Source organism: Leifsonia poae, assembly GCF_050632195.1.
GTDB lineage: Bacteria > Actinomycetota > Actinomycetes > Actinomycetales > Microbacteriaceae > Leifsonia > Leifsonia poae_C.
The window spans coordinates 3109262-3130981 of record NZ_CP192580.1 but is presented as its reverse complement, the minus strand read 5'-3'; the positions used below and the strand labels follow the sequence as shown (position 1 = coordinate 3130981).

The following is a 21720-nucleotide window of genomic DNA, read 5'->3' as shown; positions in this document are numbered from 1 at the left end:
AGGCTTGATCGGTGACCCCGGAACCGGCCAAGACCCCGCCCCGCAAGCTGCACCTGCCCCTGTGGCTCGCGATCGTGTTCGCGATCATCTGCGGAGCCGGTGTCGCCGTGCAGTCGCGTATCAACGGCGAGCTCGGTCGCCGGCTCGACGACGGATTCGCGGCGGCGGTCATCTCGTTCGGCTCCGGCCTCATCATCCTGGCGGTCGCTCTCCTCGTCTCGCCCGTCGGCCGCCGCGGCCTCGGCCGGGTGAGGGATGCGCTGCGCACCCGCGATCTGCCCTGGTGGTACGTCTGCGGTGGCGCCGCGGGAGCCTTCCTCGTGCTGTCGCAGGGTCTCACGGCTGCCGTGCTCGGAGTCGCCCTGTTCACCGTGGCGATCGTCGCAGGCCAGACGGTCAGCGGGCTCGTGCTCGACCGGGTGGGCCTCGGTCCCGGCGGTCGCCGCGACCTCACGCCCGCCCGCGTGACCGGCGCCGCGCTCGCCCTGGTCGCCGTCATCTGGGCGGTCTCCGCGCAGATCGGCGGCAGCGTCCCGCTCTGGATGCTCGTGCTCCCGCTCATCGCGGGCCTCGGCATCGGGTGGCAGCAGGCCGTCAACGGCCAGGTGCGCGTCACGGCCGAGAGCGCCCTGACCGCCACCTTCATCAACTTCGTCGTCGGCACGGCCGTGCTTGTCGTGCTGATGATCGTGCACACCGCACTGGTGGGCTGGCCAGAACCACTGCCTCCGGAGCCGTGGCTCTACGTCGGCGGCGCGATCGGCTGCGTGTTCATCGCGGGAACAGCCCTGATCGTCCGGATCACGGGCGTCCTCGTGCTCGGCCTCGCGACGGTGGCCGGTCAGCTCGTCGCGGCCCTGCTGCTCGACGCTTTCGCGCCGGGCGCGCATCCGATCGCCGCGTCCACCATCGGCGGAACGCTGCTGGCGCTCGTCGCGGTGGCCGTTGCGAGCGTGCGGTGGAGCCGCCGGCGGACTAGTCCAGCGTCGTGAGGTAGCGCTCGCCGTCGATCGACTTGCGGTGTCCTCTTTGCTGCCGTCGGGGATCCCGCCGACGTACAGCCAGCCGAGCAAACGCTCGTTCTTCGCCAGGCCGTGCATCTTGTGGACGGCCTTCGACCGCGTGTGGTGACCGGTGCGCCAGATGACACCCCAGCCCGCCTCGTGCAGCAGCAGGCTCAGGATGTGCGCGACGCCGGACGCGACAGCGTCCTGCTCCCAGCCGGGCACCTTGTCGCTCTTCGACCGCACGGCCACGACCGCGATCAACAGCGACGAGCGCAGCGGTTTCGATGCGAGCTTCTCGGCGTCGTGGCCGCTGACCCGCGCATCCTTCACGAATGCATCGCCGAGTCGCTGCCGGGCAGCTCCACGCAGCTCGATCAGGCGCCACGGATGCAGTGCGCTGTGGTCCGCGACCCGGCCCGCGGCCGCCACGAGGGGAACCAGCTCCTCGTGCGACGGCGCAGCCTCGGTGACGCGCGAGTACGAACGTCGCGCGGCGACCGCCTCGACGATCCGGCTCACGCTACTCGCCAGGGGTGAAGTTGAGGGAGATGGAGTTCATGCAGTACCGGTCGCCGGTCGGGGTGCCGAAACCGTCGTCGAACACGTGCCCGAGGTGCGAGCCGCAGGATGCGCAGCGCACCTCTGTGCGGACCATGCCCAGGCTGTTGTCTTCGAGCAGCTGCACCGCTTCGGGGCGCACCGACTCGTAGAAGCTGGGCCAGCCGCATCCGGAGTCGAACTTGGTGCCCGACTTGAACAGCTCGGCGCCGCACGCCGCACAGGTGTAAAGGCCGGCTCGGCCCTCGTCGAGCAGCTCGCCCGTCCACGGGCGCTCGGTGGCAGCCTCGCGCAGCACAGCGAACTGCTCGGGGCTGAGCTCTTCCCGCCACTCTTCGTTGCTCTTGGTGACGTCGTAGTTCATCGCGTGTCCCTTTCGTCAGACACAACACTAAACGGCGAGGGATGCGTGCCTGTTCCCGCATCCGGTTCTGATTTCGGCGCGTGACATCGGCGCGTCACGTCGGGCGACGTGCCGCGGGCTTGGGACAACACACAGAATCGGGCAAATAGGATGGCCGCGAACGCGGGCCGACCTGGGCCGAGGACGGCACGGCGTAACGGCACGGGAGAGGTGAACGGTGGCGAACGCGGCAGACGATCGGGCATCGGCATCGAATCCGGATGGCGCCCTCAGCGAACGGGACCAGTCGATCCTCGCGTTCGAACGGCAGTGGTGGCGGCATGCCGGCGCCAAGGAGCAGGCCATCCGCGAGGAGTTCGGCCTCTCGGCGGCACGGTACTATCAGCTGCTCGGTGCGTTGATCGATTCGCCCGCCGCCCTGCACCACGACCCCATGCTCGTCAAGCGACTGCAGCGTCTCCGCGACGCGCGTATGGCCGCGAGGAGCACCCGGACGCTCGCGTCCGACGACTGAGGACCACGTAGACGATGGCTGAGAAGTACCCCAAGGACCGTTTCGACACGATCCCCGACGATCTTTCGCGCGTCGGTGCCCACCGTGCCCCGCGCCCCAAGGGCCGCGGCTGGATCGGTTTCGGCTGGGCGGCGCTCGCGACCATCATCCTGATCGGTCTCGGGATCCTCGCACTCTCGCTCGTCAACGGAAGCATCTCCTTCCAGGGCGGCGCGGCCCCGTCCTCATCATCGGCCCCGACTGCCACTCCGACCCCGACTCCGACGATCGTGCCGACCGTCGACCCGAACCTCAGTGTCTTCGTCCTGAACGGCACCACCACGAGCGGGCTCGCGACGACCGTCGGCGAGAAGCTCACGGCCGCCGGTTGGAAGGTGTCGTCGAAGGCGAACGCCAGCGACAACACCCTGGCCCAGACGATGGTCTACTACTCGGACCCGAAGAACGAAGCGGCCGCGCTCGGCCTCGCTCAGTCCCTTCCCGGCGCGAAGGTCGCCGTGACGCAGGACTACGTGGAGACCGGCGCCGACCTCACGGTCGTCATCGGCAGCGACTACGCGGGGTAGCAGCGGGCGTTGCGCCTCTTTGTTACACGCTTGTTTAACTTCTGACGAAATCGCGACATTTCGCGCCCGATTGCTGAAATGACTGGTGATTCCGCGCATTGAAAGCATTAGTATCTGGATTCAACGCGCTGGTGAACCGGCCGGAGCGACGAAACACAGCAATGGGAGTAATGCATGGCGAACGGAACCGTGAAGTGGTTCAACGCTGAGAAGGGCTACGGATTCATTACGGTCGACGGTGGGGGACAGGACGTTTTCGTTCATTACTCTGCTATCGACATGAGCGGCTACAAAGTCCTCGAAGAAGGCCAGGCGGTCGTCTTCGAGGTGGGTAGCGGCCAGAAGGGCCCGCAGGCCGAGTCGGTTCGTCCGGCGTAGCACCAGCAACCAACCAAGTTCGAGCGCCGTCCCTCCGGGGGCGGCGTTCGGCTGATGAGGATGCGCGCTGCCAGCGAACGCCGCCGGCCTCGTCTTGCACTCGGCTGCCACGAGTGCCAGAATCTCTTTAGCACTCCATCTGATCGAGTGCTAACTATTCGCATCTTTCGCAGACGTCCGGGAGGGACGAGAAACAACCATGGCAAAGATCATTGCTTTCAACGAGGAAGCGCGCCGCGGCCTCGAGCGTGGCCTGAACATCCTGGCCGACACCGTGAAGGTGACGCTTGGCCCGCGCGGCCGCAACGTCGTCCTCGAGAAGAAGTGGGGCGCCCCCACGATCACCAACGACGGCGTGTCCATCGCCAAGGAGATCGAGCTCGACGACCCGTACGAGAAGATCGGTGCCGAGCTCGTCAAGGAGGTCGCCAAGAAGACCGACGACGTCGCCGGTGACGGAACCACCACCGCGACCGTTCTGGCCCAGGCCCTGGTCAAGGAGGGCCTCCGCAACGTGGCCGCCGGTGCAGACCCCATCACGCTGAAGCGTGGCATCGAGAAGGCGACGACCGCTGTCATCGCCGAGCTCGTCGCGAACTCCAAAGAGGTAGAGACCAAGGAAGAGATCGCCGCGACCGCCTCGATCTCGGCCGGCGACTCGGAGATCGGCGCGATCATCGCCGAGGCGATCGACAAGGTCGGCAAGGAGGGCGTCGTCACCGTCGAGGAGTCGAACACCTTCGGCACCGAGCTCGAGCTGACCGAGGGCATGCGCTTCGACAAGGGCTACCTGTCGCAGTACTTCGTCACCGACCCCGAGCGCCAGGAAGCGGTCTTCGAAGACCCGTACATCCTGATCGCCAACCAGAAGATCTCCTCGATCAAAGACCTGCTGCCGATCGTCGACAAGGTGATCCAGGCCAACAAGCAGCTCCTGATTATCGCCGAGGACGTCGACGGCGAGGCTCTGGCCACGCTGATCGTCAACAAGATCCGCGGCATCTTCAAGTCGGTCGCCGTCAAGGCTCCCGGCTTCGGCGACCGTCGCAAGGCGCAGCTGCAGGACATCGCGATCCTCACCGGTGGCCAGGTCATCTCCGAGGAGGTCGGTCTCAAGCTCGAGAACGTCACCCTCGACCTGCTCGGCACGGCTCGCAAGGTCGTCATCACCAAGGATGAGACCACCATCGTCGAGGGCGGCGGAGACCCCGAGCAGATCGCGGGCCGCGTCGCCCAGATCCGCAACGAGATCGACAACACCGACAGCGACTACGACCGTGAGAAGCTGCAGGAGCGTCTGGCGAAGCTCGCCGGCGGCGTCGCGGTCATCAAGGCCGGAGCGGCGACCGAGGTCGAGCTCAAGGAGCGCAAGCACCGCATCGAAGACGCCGTTCGCAACGCGAAGGCAGCCGTCGAAGAGGGCATCGTCGCCGGTGGTGGCGTGGCCCTCATCCAGGCCGGCAAGAACGCCTTCGAGAAGCTCGAGCTGACCGGCGACGAGGCAACGGGTGCGAACATCGTGCGCGTCGCCATCGAGGCCCCGCTCAAGCAGATCGCCCTCAACGCCGGCCTCGAGCCGGGCGTCGTCGTCGACAAGGTGCGCAACCTGCCCGTCGGACACGGCCTCAACGCCGCGACCGGTGAGTACGTCGACATGCTCGCTGCGGGCATCAACGACCCGGTGAAGGTCACCCGCTCGGCCCTGCAGAACGCAGCGTCGATCGCCGGCCTGTTCCTCACCACCGAGGCCGTCGTCGCCGACAAGCCGGAGAAGACCCCGGCACCGGTCGGCGACCCGACCGGCGGCATGGACTTCTAAGCTCCGCTTCAGAAGCTCTAGCAACGTCTGAGAGGGCGTCTCCCGCAAGGGAGGCGCCCTCTTTTTTCGTTCCCGACCTGTGATAATCCGGCCCTGCCTCCGCGCCGTACAACCGATATCCTGATGCTTCGGTCGACCGGGGGAAGATATGAGCGAGACGGCATATATACGCCGATCGGGGGCGGCCCGTCGTCGCTCCGCGACCGTGCTCGTGGCTCTGGTGGCGGTCGTGATCCTGAGCGGATGCGCTGCCGGCGGCGCGGCCCAACCGACGACTCCGCCCGCGAGCGCGCTCGCGACTGCCACTCCGGCGGCGGTGAAGGCCGCTGTGAAGTGTGGCGACCTGCTCTCGGACAGCGACGTCCAGAAACTTGTCGGATCCGAGATCGTCACGGTAAACCCGAACCTCGCCGCCGCATCCGGCAAGAAGTTCGGCTGGCGCGACGGCTACGCCATCGAGGCAGTCCAGGGTGCCAACTGCGTCTGGGGCGAGCCGGGCGCCGAGTGGACCGCGCTCATACCTCTGAACGGTGAGCCGCTGTTCGCCCTCCAGGCGTTGCCCCACGCGAAGGCCGCCTGGACCGAGCTCCGGCCTGCGTCCGGCGCTTCGGGCGCGGCATATACCGGCGGCGAATCCTACGGCGGATCGTGCGGAGGCGGGGTTTGTCACACCGACGTCCTCGTCGGCGAGTGGTGGCTCTCGGCGGACGCCTCGAGCTCGAACGCCTCACTGACCGAACGTGGCTTCCACAATGAGGTGCAGAAGGCCGTGACGGCTCTGGGTACCTTGCCGGTGCCCCCGGCGGAATCCGTCCACAACCCCATCGCCGACGCCTGCGGTTCCGACGCGTACACGGCGGCGGTCAAGCAAAGCTTCGCCGTGCCCGAGGCCTCGTCGTTCGGACGCGAGACGCAGTTCGGCATCGGGTCTGCGATCCAGCTCGCAACGGCATCCGGTGGCTGCAACTACCAGCCGTCGAACGACGGATCAGGTGGCTCTCTCATGTCGGCGTTCGTGATTCCGGATGCGAAGGCGCTGTTCGCCGAGTTCGCCCAGCTCGCCGGTCAGAGCACGTCGACCGAGTTCGGTCGCACCACGATGAACGACAACGCCGACACCGCGACGTCGGAGTATTACGCTCTGGTCGGCAACGACTGGGTCACCATCTACGCCCAGCCCGAACCCGACTCTGAGAGTCACTCCAAGACCTTCATCGACTGGCTGCGCGCGACCTACGCCTGAGGTTCGACCGGCTTGGGCGCCGACGGGGACTCGGCGAGCGGGAGCGCGATGCGGAACGTGGCGCCGCCGCCTTCGGTCTCAACGACCTCGACGGTGCCGTTGTGCGCAGCGACGATCGAGGACACGATGGCGAGGCCCAGGCCGCTGCCGCCCGTCTCGCGGGTGCGTGACGTGTCGGCACGCCAGAACCGCTGGAAGATCTTCTCGCGGATCTGGGGCGGGATTCCCTCGCCGTGGTCGCGCACCTCGAGGATCGCGCGGTCGGTCTGGTGGTTCACCTGCACGACGATCTCGATCGGGCTGTCGTTCGCGGTGAAGCGCAGCGCGTTGCCCATCAGGTTGGTGACGACCTGACGCAGCTTGTTCTCCTCCGCCATCACGATCGCGGGGTCGGCCTCGGGTACGGCCTGAACGAGCACCTTCTCATCGGTCAGGATGGGGGTGATCACCGTTCCGCCGCGACGGGGACGCCGTCCGCGGAAGCGCGCGAGCGTCGCGCCGGCGAAGGCGATGGGCCCGGTGGCGTTGGCCGCACGCGCCGGCTGGTCGTTGATCGACATCGGGACCGTGTCGCGTCCGGGCTCCGACGGCTCCTGCTGGGGGCGCAGGATGGGGTCGGGCACGATCACGCTCACGACGCGACCCGGGGACCCGGCCATCGCATCCATCGCCGCGTCTCGGGCGATGGGCACGAGGTCGACGGGCTTGAGATCGAGCGGCTTCGTCTCGTCGAGACGGGCGAGCTCGAGGAGGTCCTCGACGAGGACGCCCATCCTGATCGCCTCTTTCTCGATGCGGTCCATCGCCTGGGCGACGTCTTCGGGGTTCTGCAGCGCACCCATCCGGTACAACTCGGCATAGCCGCGCACCGAGACGAGCGGGGTGCGCAGCTCGTGGCTGGCGTCGCCCACGAAGCGCCGCATCTGGTCGATGGTCTTGGCGCGGTCGTTGAACGCCCTATCGATGCGGTTCAGCATCGTGTTGAGCGAGCGGTTGAGGCGGCCGACCTCGGTGTTCGGCGTCGCGCCGCCGAGTCGTTGACTGAAGTCGCCGTCGGCGATCGATGCGGCTGTCTCCTCGACCCCGCGCAGCGGCGCGAAGGTGGTGGTGACGAGCATCCTGGTCAGCCCGGCGCCCACGATGACCACGATCACGCCGAACCCGAGGAAGATCCAGAGGAAGCTCGCCAGCACGGTGTCGATCTGGCCGGTCGACGTCGCCACGATCGCCGTGCCGAGCGAGCCGGCTGGAGTGGTCAGCGTGACCGTCTGGGCGAGAGCGCGGTACTGCGTGTGCTTGTCGACGCTCCAGATGTCGAACGCCTTCTGGCTGAGGTCCTTGCCCTTCACGAGCGTGAGGCTCTCGGGCACGGCAGGTCGTTGCGCAACGGGCATGTTGCCCCAGTTCGACCTGATCATGGTTCCGTCGGAGTCGTACAGCACCGCGAAGTACGGTGAAGCGCTGCCGTCGGAGGCGATCTTGTCTCCCGTCGATGTCGACGAGTAAAGGTACGAGTTGAGGTTGTTGGGCTGCGAAGCGGCGTTCAACTGCGCGTCGAGCTGGCTCAGCAGAACGGGCTTCAGCATGGTCATCGTGCCGATCCCGGTCACGAGGAGGCCGAGCGTCAGCATGAGCACGGTGACGCCCGTGATCTTGGTGCGAAGGGAGATCGCGTTCCAACGATCGAGTAGGCGTGCGTGCATCAGACCGTCAGTTTACGAAACCTAGCTGGGCCAAGGGTGTGCGCTAGGCCTTGGCGGCCTTGAGCATGTACCCGAAGCCGCGCTTGGTCTGGATGAGCGGCTCGCTGGAGTGCGCATCCACCTTGCGGCGGAGGTACGAGATGTACGACTCGACGATGCCTGCATCGCCGTTGAAGTCGTACTCCCAGACGTGGTCGAGGATCTGCGCCTTGCTCAGCACCCGGTTGGGGTTGAGCATCAGGTAGCGCAGCAGCTTGAACTCGGTCGGGCTCAGTTCGATGGCGGTGTCGCCGACGAAGACCTCGTGGGTGTCCTGGTCCATGGTGAGCTCGCCGGCGCGGATGACCGCGTCTTCATCTGCCTGCATCGTGCGGCGCAGGATGGCCTTGATGCGCGCGACGATCTCGTCGAGGCTGAACGGCTTGGTGACGTAGTCGTCGCCGCCGACCGTGAGACCGGTGATCTTGTCCTCCGTGTCGTCCTTCGCAGTCAGGAACAGGATCGGCGCGGTGTAGCCCGCGCCGCGAAGGCGCTTGGTGACGCCGAAGCCGTTCATGTCCGGCAGCATGACGTCGAGGATGATCAGGTCGGGCTCCTCTTCGAGGACCGCTGAAATCGCCTGGGCACCGTTGCCGACAGCGCGCACGGCGAAGCCGGCGAAGCGGAGGCTGGTGGTGAGAAGGTCGCGGATGTTGGGCTCGTCATCGACGATGAGAATGCGTGGTCCGGCGTTCATGCAGTCAAGTATCTGCGCGTCAGCTGAATCTTATCTGTGAGTGGACGGTGTGCAGATGGTGTGAGGATCTGGCGCCCGCCGTGCGAAGAGTGGATGCTGGGATACAAGCCCGAATCTGTCGTGCCCGACCCGCAGGAGGACGCCATGACCAAACCCACCGTCGTCATCGCCGGAGCGGGTCTCGCCGGAGCGACGACAGCCACCGAACTCCGGGAGCGCGGCTTCGAAGGGCGCATCCTGCTGCTGGGCGCCGAGCCGCACCATCCGTACATCCGTCCGCCGCTGTCGAAGGAGTATCTGAAGGGCGAGGCGGGTCGGGATGCGGGCTTCGTGCATCCTGAGGCCTGGTACGCGGACAATGCGGTCGAGTTGTTGACGGAGACTATCGCCGGGTCGGTCGATGCGGGTGCCCACGAATTGTTCGTCGCCGGAGGGGCGCGGATCACCTACGACAGCCTGGTGCTCGCGATGGGGGCGGACGCGCGTCGGCTCACGGTTCCTGGTGCGGGCCACGGCGCCGTGTTCACCCTGCGGACCCTCGAGGACAGCGACTGGCTGAAGGCCGCGCTGGCGGTGGGGGACGACGCGTGGTTGTCGTGGGCTCGGGCTGGATCGGCCTCGAGGTCGCCGCCGCCGCCCGCGGATACGGGAACGACGTGACCGTGATCGGGAGCTCGACGGTGCCGCTCTCGAAGGCGATCGGCCCGGTGCTCGGCGGAGTGTTCGAGAAGCTGCATCGAGATAACGGTGTCGAGTTCCGCAACAAAGATTCGGTCGTCGCGATCGACGGCAGCGACGACGGACCGCGAGAGGTGGTGACCGGCTCGGGCGAGCGCATCCCTGCCGACATCGTCGTCGTCGGGGTGGGCGCTGAACCCAACATCGCTGTGGCGGAGCGCTCCAGGCTCAAGCTGAGCAACGGCATCCTGGTGGACTCCGGGATGCGCACCGACGTCGAGGACATCTACGCCGTCGGCGACGTGGCCAACCCATACCTCCCGGCGATCGAGCATCACCTGCGCAACGAGCACTGGGCGAACGCCATCGCCGGCGGCAAGGTCGCCGCGCATGCGATCCTCGGCGAGCGTGCCGTCTACGACGAGATCCCGTACTTCTACTCCGACCAATACGATCTGGGCATGGAGTATTCGGGCTATGCACCGCTCGCAGCGGAGGCGGAGGTCGTCTTCCGCGGCGACAAGGATGCGCGCGAGTTCATCGCGTTCTGGCTGCGCGGAGACCGTGTGGTCGCGGGCATGAACGTGAACGTCTGGGACGTGAACGACAAGGTGCAACGGCTGATCCGCGAGGGAGTGCGCGTCGCCCGCGACCGCCTCACCGACGAGAGCGTGAGCCTTGACAGCCTCTGAACCGTCGTCGCTCTATCTGCCCCCGCTCCGCATTCCCGTTCGCACCATCGGCGCCCGCACGTTCGACTTCTCCCGTCGCGTCGCGGTCATGGCCGTCGTGAACCGCACGCCCGACTCCTTCTACGACCGGGGCAGGACCTTCGCCCTCGACAGGGCCGTCGCTGCCTCGTTCGCGGCCGTCGAGGCGGGTGCCGACTGGGTGGACATCGGCGGGGCGCCCTTCGCACCCGGGGCGCCCATCCCGATCGAGGAGGAAGCCGACCGCGTCGTGCCCGTGATTGCTGAGCTGCGGGCGGGTTCGGATGCGGTCATCTCGGTCGACACGTTCCACTCGGCCGTCGCCCGGTCGGCCATCGAGGCAGGCGCGACCGTCGTCAACGACACGACCGGGCTGAGCGATCCGGGGCTGCTGGAGGTGGTCGCGGACAGCGAAGCGACGCTGGTCATCACGCACAGCCTTGCGGCCCCGCGCACGCCGTATCCGCGCCCGCAATACGGCGACATCGCCGTTGAGGTGGCGGCGTTCCTCGCGGAGCGCGTCGACCGGGCGATCGCGGCGGGCATCCCCGAGGAGCGCATCATCGTCGACCCGGGCCACGACCTGAACAAGAACACCCTGCACTCGCTCGAACTGACCCGGCGGCTGAGCGTGATCGCCGACCTCGGCTATCCGACGCTCGCGGCCGTCTCGAACAAGGACTTCATCGGCGAGACCCTCGACGCCGAGCGCGCCGATCGGTTGGAGGGGTCGATCGCGGCGGCGGTGATCTCCATCGTCAACGGGGCTCGGATCATCCGGATGCACGATGTCGCCGCTTCGGTGGCCGCCACGCGCATGACGGAGGCCGTCCTGGGGCTGCGTGAGCCCGCCTATCTGCGGCACAACATGGGAGACGTGAATGACTGACCACGCGACCGACCCGACGATCTCGCGGGTCTACCCGTTGCCGACCCAGGAGGGGCTCGGCGATGCCGAGATCACGACGCTGTACTCCGAGGGGTCGGCGACCTGCCCTGGGTGCGGGCGAACTTCGTGATGAGCGTCGACGGCGCGGCAACGCACCAGGGTCTCTCCGGCGGGCTCTCCGACGCCGCCGACAAGCGCGTGTTCGACATCCTGCGACGGCTCTGCGACGTGGTGCTCGTCGGCGCCGGAACGGTTCGCGCTGAGGGGTACAGCGCGATGCGGGTCGACGAGGTCTCGGAGCGGCACCGCATGGCGCACGGGATGACCGCGCATCCGGTCTTCGCAATCGTGTCGGCGAGTCTCGACCTCGACCCGGCCAGCCCGATCTTCACCGAAGCGCCCGAGCGTCCGATCGTCTTCACGACCGAACTCTCCCGGCCGGACACGCGGGACGCGCTCGCCGAGGTCGCAGATGTGCTCATCTTCGGTCGTGATCGCGTCGAGGCGGGGCAGATGATTCAGGCGCTCGCCGACCGCGGTCTGTCCCGGATCCACTGCGAGGGCGGACCGCACCTGCTTGGCGACCTGATCGCGTCGCGAGTGCTCGACGAGCTGTGTCTCACTCTCAGCCCGCGCCTGGAGGCGGGCGTCGCGACGCGCATCACCGCGGGCGCATCGCCGATCAACCCGGTGGGGCTCCGGCTCGCGCACACCCTCGTCGCGGGGGAGACGTTGCTGCTGCGCTATGTTCGCGCGTGAACAGATCGACGCGGCGCTGGCCAGGCGTCTCGTCGACGACCAGTTTCCCGAGTGGCGCGAGCTGCCCATCCGGAACGTCGAGCTGAACGGGTGGGACAACAGCACGTTCCGGCTCGGGGATGCGCTGAGCGTGCGTCTGCCCACCGGCCCCTGGTACGCGCAGCAGGTCGAGAAGGAGCAGCGCTGGCTGCCGGCGCTCGCGCGCGAGCTGCCGCTGCCCATCCCGGAGCCGGTCGCGCAGGGCGCCCCTGGATTCGGGTATCCCTTTCCGTGGTCGGTGTACCGGTGGCTCGACGGGCGCCCGGCGGCGACCGCTGGGGTCGGGGATGCGGTCGCGTTCGCGTCAGACACGGCGCGCTTTCTGGTGGCGCTTCGGGATGCGGACGCTCGCGGTGGCCCGGCGCCCGGCGAACACAACTTCTTCCGCGGCGACCCGCCCGGCGTCTACGCGGAGGAGACGCATCGGGCGATCGAACGCCTCGGCGACCGGATCGACGGACCGCTCGCGCGTCGCATCTGGGCGGATGCGGAATCCTCGCGGTGGAGCGGCGATCCGGTCTGGTTCCACGGCGACTTCGCGACGGGCAATCTGCTGGTTCAGGATGGGCGGCTCGCGGCCGTGATCGACTTCGGCACCTCGGGGGTCGGCGATCCAGCGTGCGATCTTGTGCTCGCCTGGACGCTGTTCGAGGGTGAATCTCGCGAGACGTTCCGGCGCGGCGTCGGGCTCGACGATGACACCTGGGCGCGTGCGCGGGGCTGGGCGTTGTGGAAGGCGCTGATCACGCTTCCCGATGATGAAGGTGCGGGGGATGCGGCGGTCGGCAGCCTCTTCGCTGCCGACCCGCGCGCCACGCTGGAACGCCTTTTCGCCGAGGCGCGCTGAGCCGGATCGCTGCGAGCCTGCCGGGTTGCCGGGCTGCCGGGCTGCGAGCCGGCCGGGCTGCGGCATCCGTCAGACCTCTTCGGGAACCGTGACCTCGACCGCCGCGACGTCTTCGGCTTTCGCAGCGCCTCGCGTGCGCACGATTCCCCACCCGACCAGCGCCGCGGCCACGACAGTGAGCGCCAGCCCGGCGATCGTCGTCGCCTGCTGGAACTCCGCGGTCTGCTGCGCGCTCCAGTTCGCCGTGGCGATCGAACCGGTGAACAGGGCCGCGAGGATGGTGCCGGTGACGGCGAGACCGACGCCCGAAGCGAGCTCGGTGGCCGTGTCGACGAGCGCGGCGCCGATCGTGGTGCGGTTCTTGGGCAGGCCGCTGAGAACATTGATTCCGGCGACCACCCCGACCACGCGCATCCCTGCCGCCACGAGCACGAGGGCGAGCGCTACCCAGCCGTAGCCGTACCGGCCGAGCACCGCGTAGACGGCGAGCCCGGCCACGACAGCGGCGGCGCTGAGCCAGGCAGCCCGGCTGAGGCCGACCCGCTGCACGAACGGGTTGATGAACGGGCCGGCTGCGACGAGCACGATGACCTGCGGCAGCATTCCGATGGCCGCGAGCGCTGGTGGCCAGCCCCAGTCGAGCTGCAGCTGAAGCGTCACCAGGTAACCGAGCCCAGCGGTGGCCAGTCCCGCCGCGGCCTTGAATGCCAACCCGCTCGACACGAGCGGACGCGCGAGGAGCCGGAGATCGAGCAGCGGGAAGCGGGCCGTGCGCTCGCGGAGAACGAAGCCGACTGCAGCCAGGATTGCCGCCGCCGTGACCGCCCACGGAATCCACGATCCCGCACCCTCATTGACGAAGAGAGTCGGCGCGACGAGCGCTAGAACGATCGTCACAGTGCCCAGCAACGCGCCCGCGATGTCGACGGGATCGCGGTGGAGCTCCGCCGGGTCGTCGACGCCGATGCCGAACCGCACGCACGCGATCGCGAGCGCGGCGATCGGCACGTTCACGAGCAGCAGCACCTGCCAGGGCGCGACAGCGAGCACGAGCCCGCCGACGGTCGGCGCGATGGCGAGGCCGACGAGCCCGACCGTCGTGATGAGCGTCAACGCACGCACGCGCAGGCTCTCCTCATCGAAGAGACGGAAGGCCAGTGCCATGGACCCCGGCGTGGTCATCGCGGCCGCGACTCCCATCGCCACCCGCACGGCGATCAGCTGCTCGGCCGTTGTGACGAAGGCGGTCGCGAGGCTGGCCAGGCCGAGGAGCACGAGACCGATGAGCATGACCCGACGACGCCCGAACCGGTCGGCGATCGCGCCGAAGGCGAGCATCAGGCCGCCGAAGACGACCGCATACGCGCCGGTGACCCACTGCAGGGCGACGGTCGTGGCGTGCAGTTCGCGCCCGATGGTCGGCAGCGCGACGTTCAGGATGGAGTTGTCCAGCATCTCGAAGAGGAACACGGCCGAGAGGCCGGCGAGAGCGACCCACGCCTGCCGCAGCGATCGAGGGCCGCGCGGGGTGATAAGTTCGGAAGACATGCCACTATGTTATGCGACTAAGTTTAGTTACACAAGGGAGTGAGAGCGAATGCCCAGGACCAGTGAGCGCGGCGGTCCCCAGACACGTGCCCGGATCTCGGAGGTCGCGACCCGGCTGTTCCTCGAGCGCGGGTTCGACGCGGTCTCGGTCGCCGAGGTGGCGCGCGAGGCCGGTGTCTCGAGCGTGACGGTCTTCAACCACTTCCCGCGCAAAGAAGACCTGCTCCTCGACCGCACCGACGACGCCGTCGAGTTCCTGCGGTCAGCGGTGCGCGACCATGCTCAGGATGTGGACGTGCTCGCATCCCTGCGCGACGCATCCCTGCGGCTCGTGGATGAGCGTCACGCTCTCTCCGGGCTCAAGGAGGGGTCGATCCCGTTCTTCCGGACCGTCGGGTCATCTCCTGCGCTGATCGCCCGAGCGAGAGAGATCGCCTCCGACCTGCAGCGCATCCTGACCGAAGAGCTCGACCGCGACCCGACCTTCGACGGCGACGGGATGCTGTTCGCCGCGCTCTTCATCGCCGGCTACAGCGCCGTGATGGTGCAGACGGCGGGTCGCCTCGTCGCCGGAGAACCGTCGGACGCGGTGATCGACGACCACCGGGCACGCCTCGAGCTACTGTTCGACGCCCTGCGGAACGGCGTGCTCCCGCGCTGACCCGCGTAACGCGACCGCGACCGCGACCGTTCACGCAGCGATCGCGTGCGCATCCAGGATCGTGTAGCTGTACCCCTGCTCCGCAAGGAACCGCTGACGGTTCTGCGCGAAGTCCTGGTCGACCGTATCCCGAGACACGAGCGTGTAGAAGTTCGCCGACAGGCCCGACTCCTTGGGACGCAGGAGCCTGCCGAGGCGCTGGGCCTCCTCCTGACGCGACCCGAAGGATCCGGAGACCTGGATCGCGACCGTCGCCTCGGGGAGGTCGACCGAGAAGTTGGCGACCTTGCTCACGACGAGCACCGGCGTGGTTCCGTCGCGGAACTCCTGGTACAGCCGCTCGCGTTCGTCTACATGGGTCGCACCCGTGAGTGAGGGCGCGTTCAGCGCTTCCGCCAGTTCGTCGATCTGGTCGAGATACTGGCCGATGACCAGGATGCGCTCACCCGCGTGCCGCGCGACCAGCTGCCGCACCACATCCAGCTTCGCTGGCGCCGTCGCCGCGAGCCGGTAGCGCTCGTCGTCGGCCGCGGCCGCGTAGCTGAGGCGATCGGACTGCGGCAGGTCGATGCGCACCTCGTAGCAGGATGCGGGGGAGATGAAGCCCTGCGCCTCGATCTCCTTCCAGGGCGCGTCGAATCGCTTGGGGCCGATGAGGCTGAAGACGTCGCCCTCGCGACCGTCCTCGCGCACGAGGGTCGCCGTCAGACCGAGTCGCCGACGGGCCTGCAGCTCGGCGGTCAGCTTGAACACGGGCGCGGGAAGCAGGTGCACCTCGTCGTAGACCACGAGACCCCAGTCCATCGCGTCGAGCAGCGCGAGGTGCGCATACTCGCCCTTCCGCTTGGCCGTGAGGATCTGGTAGGTCGCGATCGTGACCGGCTTGACCTCCTTCACCTGGCCCGAGTACTCACCGATCTCCTCGGCCGTGAGCGTGGTGCGCTTGATCAGCTCGTCGCGCCACTGCCGGGCTGAGACCGTGTTGGTGACCAGGATGAGCGTGGTCGTCTTCGCGGTCGCCATTGCCCCGGCGCCGACGAGCGTCTTGCCCGCGCCACAGGGGAGCACAACGACGCCCGAGCCGCCCTCGAAGAAGTTGTCGACGGCCTTGTGCTGGTAGTCGCGCAGTTTCCACGTCGTCTCGACGAGGTCGATGGGATGCGGGGTGCCGGGCGTGTAGCCGGCCAGGTCTTCCGCGGGCCAGCCGAGCTTCACGAGCTCCTGCTTGAGCTGTCCGCGGGCCCAAGCCTCGACGGCGAAGGTCTTGTCGTCGCGCCGTTCGAGCAGCAGCGGGGAGATGCGCTTCGCGCCCGCCACCTCGGTCAGCACAGCGAGGTCGTCCGAGCGGAGCACCAGCGCGCCTTCGTCGTCGCGCTCGATGACCAGGCGGCCGTAACGGGCCACCGTCTCGGTCATGTCCACGGAAACGGTCTGCGGAATCGGGAACTTCGAGTACCGCTCCAGTGTCGCGAGCATGTCGTCCGCAGTGTGGCCGGCCGCCCTCGCGTTCCACAGTCCGAGCCGCGTGATGCGGTAGGTGTGGATGTGCTCGGGAGCGCGCTCGAGCTCGGCGAACACGGCGAGGTCGTGGCGGGCATCCTCTGCCGCCGGATGCGCGACCTCGAGGAGTACGGTGCGGTCGCTCTGGACGATCAGGGGGCCATCAGACATAACCGCTGAGTCTACGCCAACCCGGTGTCCGTCCCGTGTGCCCGCCACCCTGCTGGACGCGCCCGAGCTCGCTGCCGCGCTCGCCTCACCCCACCCGGTTCGCAATTCCGGAGATCTCGCGCCATCCAGGCCACAACCTCCGTAACCACGGAGACTTAACCGGCGCGTCGCCCGAACTCTCCTGCTTAACCGTCGCCCGGCCGAAGCCCCTGCACGCTCGACAGCGGCAGCGTCCGCTCGATATCCGCCGCCCGATCCCGCCCACGCAGCCGCCCGCCACCGACCCCGGTCGGCTCCAGCAGGTACTCGACGGTCCGCCCGTCAGGCATCGCGACCGACACGAACACGGTCTGCTTCGCCCGGATGGCCAGGTCGATCTGGCGCGCAAGCCACTGCTCCTGCGTGGTCCCCTCTTCGACCACCTCCGCCGACCGCAGCCGCGCAATCAGGTCGATCGCGGGATCCACAGACCGTCCCGCCGTGACGCGCGCAACGCGGTGACGCCGCAGACTGACCACCTCGCCCGCCGCATCCTCGGCCGCCACCGGATACCGCGCATCGCTCAGCGCCCAGAACACGACATCCCGCCCGAATCGACTCTCCAACCGATCGGGGGCGACCTTCGTCAGACCGAGTGAGCTGAGCGCCTGGTCGACGGCGATCGTGGTGAGCAGCGCAGGATCGGCGGAGACGACCGCTGTGCGCATCCGTCCGTCCGGCTCGCTGTGCGAAGCCAGATCGCGCACCCGCACGCGCCCGTACCGCTCGGTCGCATCCGTGATCAGGTAATCGAGCGGCTGAGGCACGCCCGTGAGCGAGATCGATGCGAGGAACTCCCGGATGCTCGCAGCCGTCTCGCCCGCCGCGATCGCCCGCCCGATGCTCGCGGCCGACACCCGGAACGTGGATGCGAGCGCACGGCTCTCTACGTCCGCGATGCTGCGCAGCCGCGCGTCGATCTCGGGTTCGAGCGGTCCGGGGAGACCACGGTCAGGTCGTGCTGCAGGTAGACCTTGTCGACCTCGGCCGGAAAGTGCGCGCCGATCGCTTGCGCAGCCGCATCCGGACCCCGCTCGACCAGGGCCGTGCCACCCGTGCTCGGCGCGTGGTTGGCGGTGATCCCGAGCCAGTCTGCGTCGCGCGTGTACGCGACAACGCGGCGCTGCGCCGACTCCTGCCCCGCAGGGTACAGCCACGCGACGTACTCGCTCAGACTCTCGCCCCAGGCGGCACGAGAGCGCGCCGACAGGATGCCGCGTAGGTCTTCGGGTAGCGCGGTCTGCCAGGCGGCGGCCAGCGCACGCCACCGGTCGATGGTGGCCGAGTGCAGCCACGCCGTCGCCTCTTCCGTCGGCAACCACACCGCATCCTCCTGCGCGATGAGCCCGGCGCGCGCCGCGACCGAGACAACCGTGGGAACGACCGACACGTCGATGGCGAGGGCTGAAGCGATCCGCTTGGTCGCGGGTAGGGCGAGTCCGCCCTTCTGCAGTTCCCGCGCGCCCTCGCGCACGAGCTCGGCGAGCAGCTCGGAGACCGCGGCGACGGCCTCGAAGGCGCGCTCGGCCGCGAGTCGGTCGGTGAAGCGGTGCTCGGTGTCGGGCACCGAGGCGAGTGCGGGCGGTGCCGGGGTGCTGACGATCGCCTCCAACGACGGCAAGCCGAGAGAGGGCCAGGTCGCCAGCTGGTCGCTCACCGCTTCATAGACGGCGAATCCGTCGGCCTCAGGATGCACGAGCAGCGCCGCAGAGAGACGCTCCAGCGCCGCCTCGGCGCCGCCTCGCCCGAATTGCGGTGCGGCAGGTGAGCCCGCGAGCGCAGCAGCGATGGTGTTCGCATCCTGAACCGAAGGAGCAGAACCAGCACTAGCCACGGTTCCGGATGCCCGCCCCAGCGCGACGAGCACGGCCAGCGTCGGCCGGTCCAAGCCTGACAGCACCCGTTGCACCGAGTCGTGGTCGAGCAGAGCATCGGCCAGGTCGAAGAAGTCGGTGATCCCCGTGCGGCGGTACGTACGAGTGGCGAGCGCGGCGACGAGCGCGTCGTCGGGCATCGCGCGCAAGCGAGCAGCCAGCGCGAGAGTGTTGGTCATGACGGCGTCACCAGCGCCTCAGCCGATTCCGGCTCCTAGCGCTTGCCCTTGGCCGGGGGAGCGGCAGGACCCGCCTCTTTCGCCGCCTTGGTGCGCTGACGCGCCGTGATGATGAACAGAACGATCATCAGTACGACGGCGATCGGGAGCGCGAGCAGCGGCAGGAGGAAGACCGCGGGCCAGAGCCCCTGGCCCGAACCCTGGGCCGCGAAACCGCCCACAGCGGTGCCGATCAGGATGGCCGCGATGCACACCAAAGAGATCACAACCAGGGCGGCGATGATGTATGAGAGGACGCGCTGGATGCGGCTTGTCGCCGGTGGGGTCTGCTGGGTCACGAAATCAAGGATAATTGAGGTTGGTCATCCGATCCCCCATGTGAAATGAGGTTCCCATGCCAACCGGCAAGGTCAAGTTCTACGACGACGAGAAAGGCTTCGGCTTCATCAGCTCCGATGACGGCCAGGAAGTCTTTCTGCACGCCTCGGCCCTCCCTGCCGGCACCGTCGTCAAAGCGGGCACCCGCCTGGAGTTCGGCATCGCCGACGGCAAGCGCGGTGCGCAGGCCCTCTCGGTGCGAGTCCTCGACGCTCCACCCAGCCTGGCGAAGATGAGCCGCAAGTCGGCCGACGACATGTCGATCATCGTCGAAGACCTGGTGAAGCTGCTCGACGGTATCGGCAGCAACCTCAAGCGGGGCAAGTACCCGGACAAGGCGCACGGCGCCAAGATCGCCGCCGTGCTGCGCCGAGTCGCGGACGATCTGGATGCCTGACACCGATTCCACCGAACCGACCGTGCCCGCCGAGGGTGCGGAAGAAGAGATCGTCGAGGTGACTGAGGTCGTCGTCGAAGACGGGGATGTCGAGATCGAGATCGTCGAGGTCGTCGTCGAAGACGAGTCCGTCGAGCCCGAGGCCGTCGTCGAGTACGTTCCCGACGACGTCCTGCTCGCCTCGGTGAACCTCGCCCGCGAGGCGCTGCTCGAGATCACCCCCGCTTCCACGGTCGGGCCGCCCGCGGGCTACTTCGCCGAGGGCGAGCACGTCCTGTCCCTGCGCTTCGAGTGCACCATGCCCGGCTACCCCGGCTGGAACTGGACCGTCACGATCTCACGCATCGACGACGAATCCGCGCCCTCCGTTCTCGAAGCCGAGCTGATGCCGGGCGACAGTGCCCTGCTTGCCCCCGACTGGATCCCGTGGTCCGAGCGGCTCGCCGACTACCAGGCCTCGCAGGAGGCCCTGCATGCAGCCGAGCACGCCGAAGGCGAGTCCGACGACCAGGAGGATGCGGACGACTACGACGACGAGGAGTCCGGCGACGAGTTCGACGACGATTCGGAAGACGGCGACGACGAATCCGACGAGGACGACGAGTCGGAGGACGACGAAGACGACGACTCAGACGTGCATGTGCTGCACGCCGGCGACATCGACGGCGTCGACATCGACTCGGCGGACGCCTCGTACGACGAGGAGACCGACGAGGACCTCGACCTCGACCTCCCGGCCGAGGAGGCCGCAGCGCTCGACGACGCGGCGGACGACGACTCAGCGCCGCTTGACGCTGAGGTAGGCGAGTCCGACGAGGCCGAGGACGAGTCCGACGACGACCGTCCAGAACCACCAGCCGTCTCCGGCGTCAGCGAGCTGACGGGCGAAGACGAGCACGACGACAAGGGCGACGGCCCACAGGCCTAGCCCGACGAGAACGGCCTTCCGGTCGTCCGTTTCGGCGGGCACCGGGTCGGGCCGTCGCTCGCTGTCGCGCAACCAGAGTCGCATCCGTCGCTCCCGTCGAGCCCGGTTCTACGATCCGAGGCGCTCGACGACGAAGTCGATGCAGCCGATGAGGGCTCGCACGTCATCCGGTTCGATCGCGGTGAAGGTCGCGACGCGCAGCTGGTTGCGGCCGAGCTTGCGGTACGGCTCGGTGTCGACGATGCCGTTGGCGCGCAGGGTCTTCGCCACAGCGGCCGCGTCGATGCGCTCGTCGAAGTCGATCGTGACGACGACCTGCGAGCGGTGCTCAGGATTCGCGACGAACGGCGTCGCGTACTCCACCTTCTCCGCCCAGCTGTACAGAGCGTTCGACGACTCGGCCGTGCGTGCGGAGGCCCACTCGAGGCCGCCGTTGGCGTTCATCCACTCGATCTGGTTCTCCAGCAGCACGAGCGTGCTGACGGCAGGGGTGTTGAGGGTCTGGTTGAGCCGCGAGTTGTCGATCGCGTTCTTCACGCTCAGGAACTCGGGGATGTAGCGGTCGCTCGCTGCGATGCGCTCGACGCGCTCGATCGCAGCGGGGGAGAAGAGGGCCAGCCAGAGACCGCCGTCGGAGGCGAAGTTCTTCTGCGGGGCGAAGTAGTAGATGTCCGACTCGGTCACGTCGAAGTCGGCGCCACCGGCCGCGCTCGTCGCGTCGACGACCGTCAGCGCACCATCGTCGCCGTGCACGCGGCGGACCGGAGCCATGACGCCGGTCGACGTCTCGTTGTGCGGCCAGGCGTACACGTCCACGCCATCGACCGCTTCGGGCTCGCTGCGCGATCCGGCGGGAGCGTCGATGACGTGCGGAGCGTCCAGCCAAGGGGCCTTCGCTGCCGCCGCGAACTTGCCGCCGAACTCACCGAAGACGAGGTTCTCGCTGCGCTTCTCGATGATCGAGAAGGCTGCCGCATCCCAGAACGCGGTCGAGCCGCCGTTGCCGATGACGACCTCGTAGCCGTCGGGGAGGCGGAACAGGTCGCTGAGGCCGGAGCGCACGCGCCCGACCAGGTTCTTCACCGGCGCCTGGCGGTGGGATGTGCCGAGAAGCTCCGCGCCGGCACCGGCGAGGTAGGCCACCTGCTCGGGGCGGACCTTGGACGGGCCGCAGCCGAAACGTCCGTCGGCGGGCAGCAGTTCACTGGGAATAGTCACATCCGGCATATCGAGAG

The 21720-nt window shown here is 68.1% G+C and carries 24 protein-coding genes and 2 pseudogenes; 15 read left to right on the top strand and 11 right to left on the bottom strand.

Annotation, left to right across the window (positions count from 1 at the left end):
* Positions 1-11 precede the first annotated feature (11 nt).
* The gene (locus ACQ86A_RS15740) at positions 12-992 is read left to right on the top strand and encodes a DMT family transporter (RefSeq protein ID WP_431277903.1); all 981 of its coding nucleotides are present in this window, start codon (positions 12-14) and stop codon (positions 990-992) included.
* On the opposite strand, the pseudogene ACQ86A_RS15735 reads toward ACQ86A_RS15740, so the two are convergent.
* A pseudogene (locus ACQ86A_RS15735) lies at positions 976-1526 on the bottom strand (nitroreductase family protein). The gene ACQ86A_RS15740 and the pseudogene ACQ86A_RS15735 overlap by 17 nt on opposite strands.
* 1 nt (position 1527) lies before the next feature.
* The gene (gene msrB / locus ACQ86A_RS15730; protein ID WP_431277902.1) at positions 1528-1929 is read right to left on the bottom strand and encodes a peptide-methionine (R)-S-oxide reductase MsrB; all 402 of its coding nucleotides are present in this window, start codon (positions 1927-1929) and stop codon (positions 1528-1530) included.
* Positions 1930-2146: 217 nt separating this feature from the next.
* Here msrB and ACQ86A_RS15725 point away from each other — a divergent pair, with 217 nt between their 5' ends.
* From ACQ86A_RS15725 to ACQ86A_RS15705, 5 genes are all read left to right on the top strand, one after another.
* Positions 2147-2443 carry a DUF3263 domain-containing protein gene (locus tag ACQ86A_RS15725; protein ID WP_431277901.1) on the top strand — a complete coding sequence of 99 codons (297 nt, stop codon included), beginning with the start codon at positions 2147-2149 and terminating at the stop codon, positions 2441-2443.
* 14 nt (positions 2444-2457) lie between these two features.
* Positions 2458-3009, top strand: coding sequence for a LytR C-terminal domain-containing protein (locus tag ACQ86A_RS15720; protein WP_431277900.1), 552 nt, complete (start codon positions 2458-2460; stop codon positions 3007-3009).
* 174 nt (positions 3010-3183) lie between these two features.
* Positions 3184-3387 (top strand): cold-shock protein, encoded by a 204-nt coding sequence (locus tag ACQ86A_RS15715; RefSeq protein WP_387062619.1) that lies wholly within the window; start codon positions 3184-3186, stop codon positions 3385-3387.
* 199 nt (positions 3388-3586) lie between these two features.
* The gene (groL, locus tag ACQ86A_RS15710; protein ID WP_431277899.1) at positions 3587-5206 is read left to right on the top strand and encodes a chaperonin GroEL; all 1620 of its coding nucleotides are present in this window, start codon (positions 3587-3589) and stop codon (positions 5204-5206) included.
* Positions 5207-5354: 148 nt separating this feature from the next.
* Complete coding sequence (locus tag ACQ86A_RS15705; RefSeq protein ID WP_431277898.1) at positions 5355-6449, top strand: hypothetical protein; 1095 nt, start codon at positions 5355-5357, stop codon at positions 6447-6449.
* Here the strand turns inward: ACQ86A_RS15705 and ACQ86A_RS15700 are convergent.
* Positions 6440-8152, bottom strand: a complete 1713-nt coding sequence (locus tag ACQ86A_RS15700; RefSeq protein WP_431277897.1) for a sensor histidine kinase — start codon at positions 8150-8152, stop codon at positions 6440-6442. The genes ACQ86A_RS15705 and ACQ86A_RS15700 overlap by 10 nt on opposite strands.
* 43 nt (positions 8153-8195) lie before the next feature.
* Positions 8196-8888, bottom strand: a complete 693-nt coding sequence (locus tag ACQ86A_RS15695) for a response regulator transcription factor (protein WP_301211982.1) — start codon at positions 8886-8888, stop codon at positions 8196-8198.
* Between the two features lie 144 nt (positions 8889-9032).
* On the opposite strand from ACQ86A_RS15695, the gene ACQ86A_RS15690 reads away from it, so the two are divergent.
* From ACQ86A_RS15690 to ACQ86A_RS15665, 6 genes are read left to right on the top strand one after another with little or no spacing between them, the layout of a single operon-like run.
* Positions 9033-9548: an FAD-dependent oxidoreductase gene (locus ACQ86A_RS15690; RefSeq protein ID WP_431277896.1), complete on the top strand. Its 516-nt coding sequence runs from the start codon at positions 9033-9035 to the stop codon at positions 9546-9548.
* Positions 9476-10258 (top strand): NAD(P)/FAD-dependent oxidoreductase, encoded by a 783-nt coding sequence (locus tag ACQ86A_RS15685; protein WP_431277895.1) that lies wholly within the window; start codon positions 9476-9478, stop codon positions 10256-10258. The genes ACQ86A_RS15690 and ACQ86A_RS15685 overlap by 73 nt, the downstream gene beginning before the upstream one ends.
* Entirely contained in the window at positions 10245-11165 is a 921-nt protein-coding gene (gene folP / locus ACQ86A_RS15680) for a dihydropteroate synthase (protein WP_431277894.1), read from the top strand. Before ACQ86A_RS15685 ends, folP begins: the two co-directional genes overlap by 14 nt.
* Positions 11158-11295, top strand: a complete 138-nt coding sequence (locus tag ACQ86A_RS15675; protein WP_431277893.1) for a hypothetical protein — start codon at positions 11158-11160, stop codon at positions 11293-11295. The genes folP and ACQ86A_RS15675 overlap by 8 nt, the downstream gene beginning before the upstream one ends.
* Positions 11295-11924: a pyrimidine reductase family protein gene (locus ACQ86A_RS15670; protein ID WP_431277892.1), complete on the top strand. Its 630-nt coding sequence runs from the start codon at positions 11295-11297 to the stop codon at positions 11922-11924. The genes ACQ86A_RS15675 and ACQ86A_RS15670 overlap by 1 nt, the downstream gene beginning before the upstream one ends.
* Positions 11911-12810 (top strand): aminoglycoside phosphotransferase family protein, encoded by a 900-nt coding sequence (locus ACQ86A_RS15665; RefSeq protein WP_431277891.1) that lies wholly within the window; start codon positions 11911-11913, stop codon positions 12808-12810. Before ACQ86A_RS15670 ends, ACQ86A_RS15665 begins: the two co-directional genes overlap by 14 nt.
* Before the next feature lie 69 nt (positions 12811-12879).
* Here ACQ86A_RS15665 and ACQ86A_RS15660 read toward each other — a convergent pair whose 3' ends face one another.
* Complete coding sequence (locus ACQ86A_RS15660) at positions 12880-14358, bottom strand: MFS transporter (protein WP_431277890.1); 1479 nt, start codon at positions 14356-14358, stop codon at positions 12880-12882.
* 49 nt (positions 14359-14407) lie between these two features.
* On the opposite strand from ACQ86A_RS15660, the gene ACQ86A_RS15655 reads away from it, so the two are divergent.
* A complete protein-coding gene (locus ACQ86A_RS15655) occupies positions 14408-15019 on the top strand; it encodes a TetR/AcrR family transcriptional regulator (RefSeq protein ID WP_431277889.1) in 612 nt (203 codons plus the stop codon).
* A gap of 30 nt (positions 15020-15049) precedes the next feature.
* Here ACQ86A_RS15655 and ACQ86A_RS15650 read toward each other — a convergent pair whose 3' ends face one another.
* The 4 genes from ACQ86A_RS15650 to ACQ86A_RS15635 form a co-directional block, all read right to left on the bottom strand.
* Positions 15050-16690 carry a DNA repair helicase XPB gene (locus ACQ86A_RS15650; RefSeq protein WP_431277888.1) on the bottom strand — a complete coding sequence of 547 codons (1641 nt, stop codon included), beginning with the start codon at positions 16688-16690 and terminating at the stop codon, positions 15050-15052.
* Positions 16691-16875: 185 nt separating this feature from the next.
* On the bottom strand, positions 16876-17628 hold the full coding sequence (locus tag ACQ86A_RS15645; protein ID WP_431280463.1) for a helicase-associated domain-containing protein: 753 nt from the start codon (positions 17626-17628) through the stop codon (positions 16876-16878).
* Entirely contained in the window at positions 17616-18782 is a 1167-nt protein-coding gene (locus tag ACQ86A_RS15640; protein ID WP_431277887.1) for a hypothetical protein, read from the bottom strand. Before ACQ86A_RS15640 ends, ACQ86A_RS15645 begins: the two co-directional genes overlap by 13 nt.
* A gap of 35 nt (positions 18783-18817) precedes the next feature.
* Entirely contained in the window at positions 18818-19120 is a 303-nt protein-coding gene (locus tag ACQ86A_RS15635; protein WP_431277886.1) for a hypothetical protein, read from the bottom strand.
* Between the two features lie 56 nt (positions 19121-19176).
* Here ACQ86A_RS15635 and ACQ86A_RS15630 point away from each other — a divergent pair, with 56 nt between their 5' ends.
* Positions 19177-19557 (top strand): cold-shock protein, encoded by a 381-nt coding sequence (locus ACQ86A_RS15630; RefSeq protein ID WP_431277885.1) that lies wholly within the window; start codon positions 19177-19179, stop codon positions 19555-19557.
* A pseudogene (locus ACQ86A_RS15625) lies at positions 19550-19984 on the top strand (DUF3027 domain-containing protein); the annotation flags it as partial. The gene ACQ86A_RS15630 and the pseudogene ACQ86A_RS15625, both read left to right, overlap by 8 nt.
* A 351-nt stretch (positions 19985-20335) precedes the next feature.
* Here ACQ86A_RS15625 and ACQ86A_RS15620 read toward each other — a convergent pair.
* Both ACQ86A_RS15620 and serC read right to left on the bottom strand, forming a co-directional pair.
* Positions 20336-20569 (bottom strand): DUF2530 domain-containing protein, encoded by a 234-nt coding sequence (locus ACQ86A_RS15620; protein WP_431277884.1) that lies wholly within the window; start codon positions 20567-20569, stop codon positions 20336-20338.
* A 24-nt stretch (positions 20570-20593) separates the two neighbouring features.
* Positions 20594-21712, bottom strand: coding sequence for a phosphoserine transaminase (serC, locus tag ACQ86A_RS15615; protein ID WP_431277883.1), 1119 nt, complete (start codon positions 21710-21712; stop codon positions 20594-20596).
* Between the last annotated feature and the right edge of the window lie 8 nt (positions 21713-21720).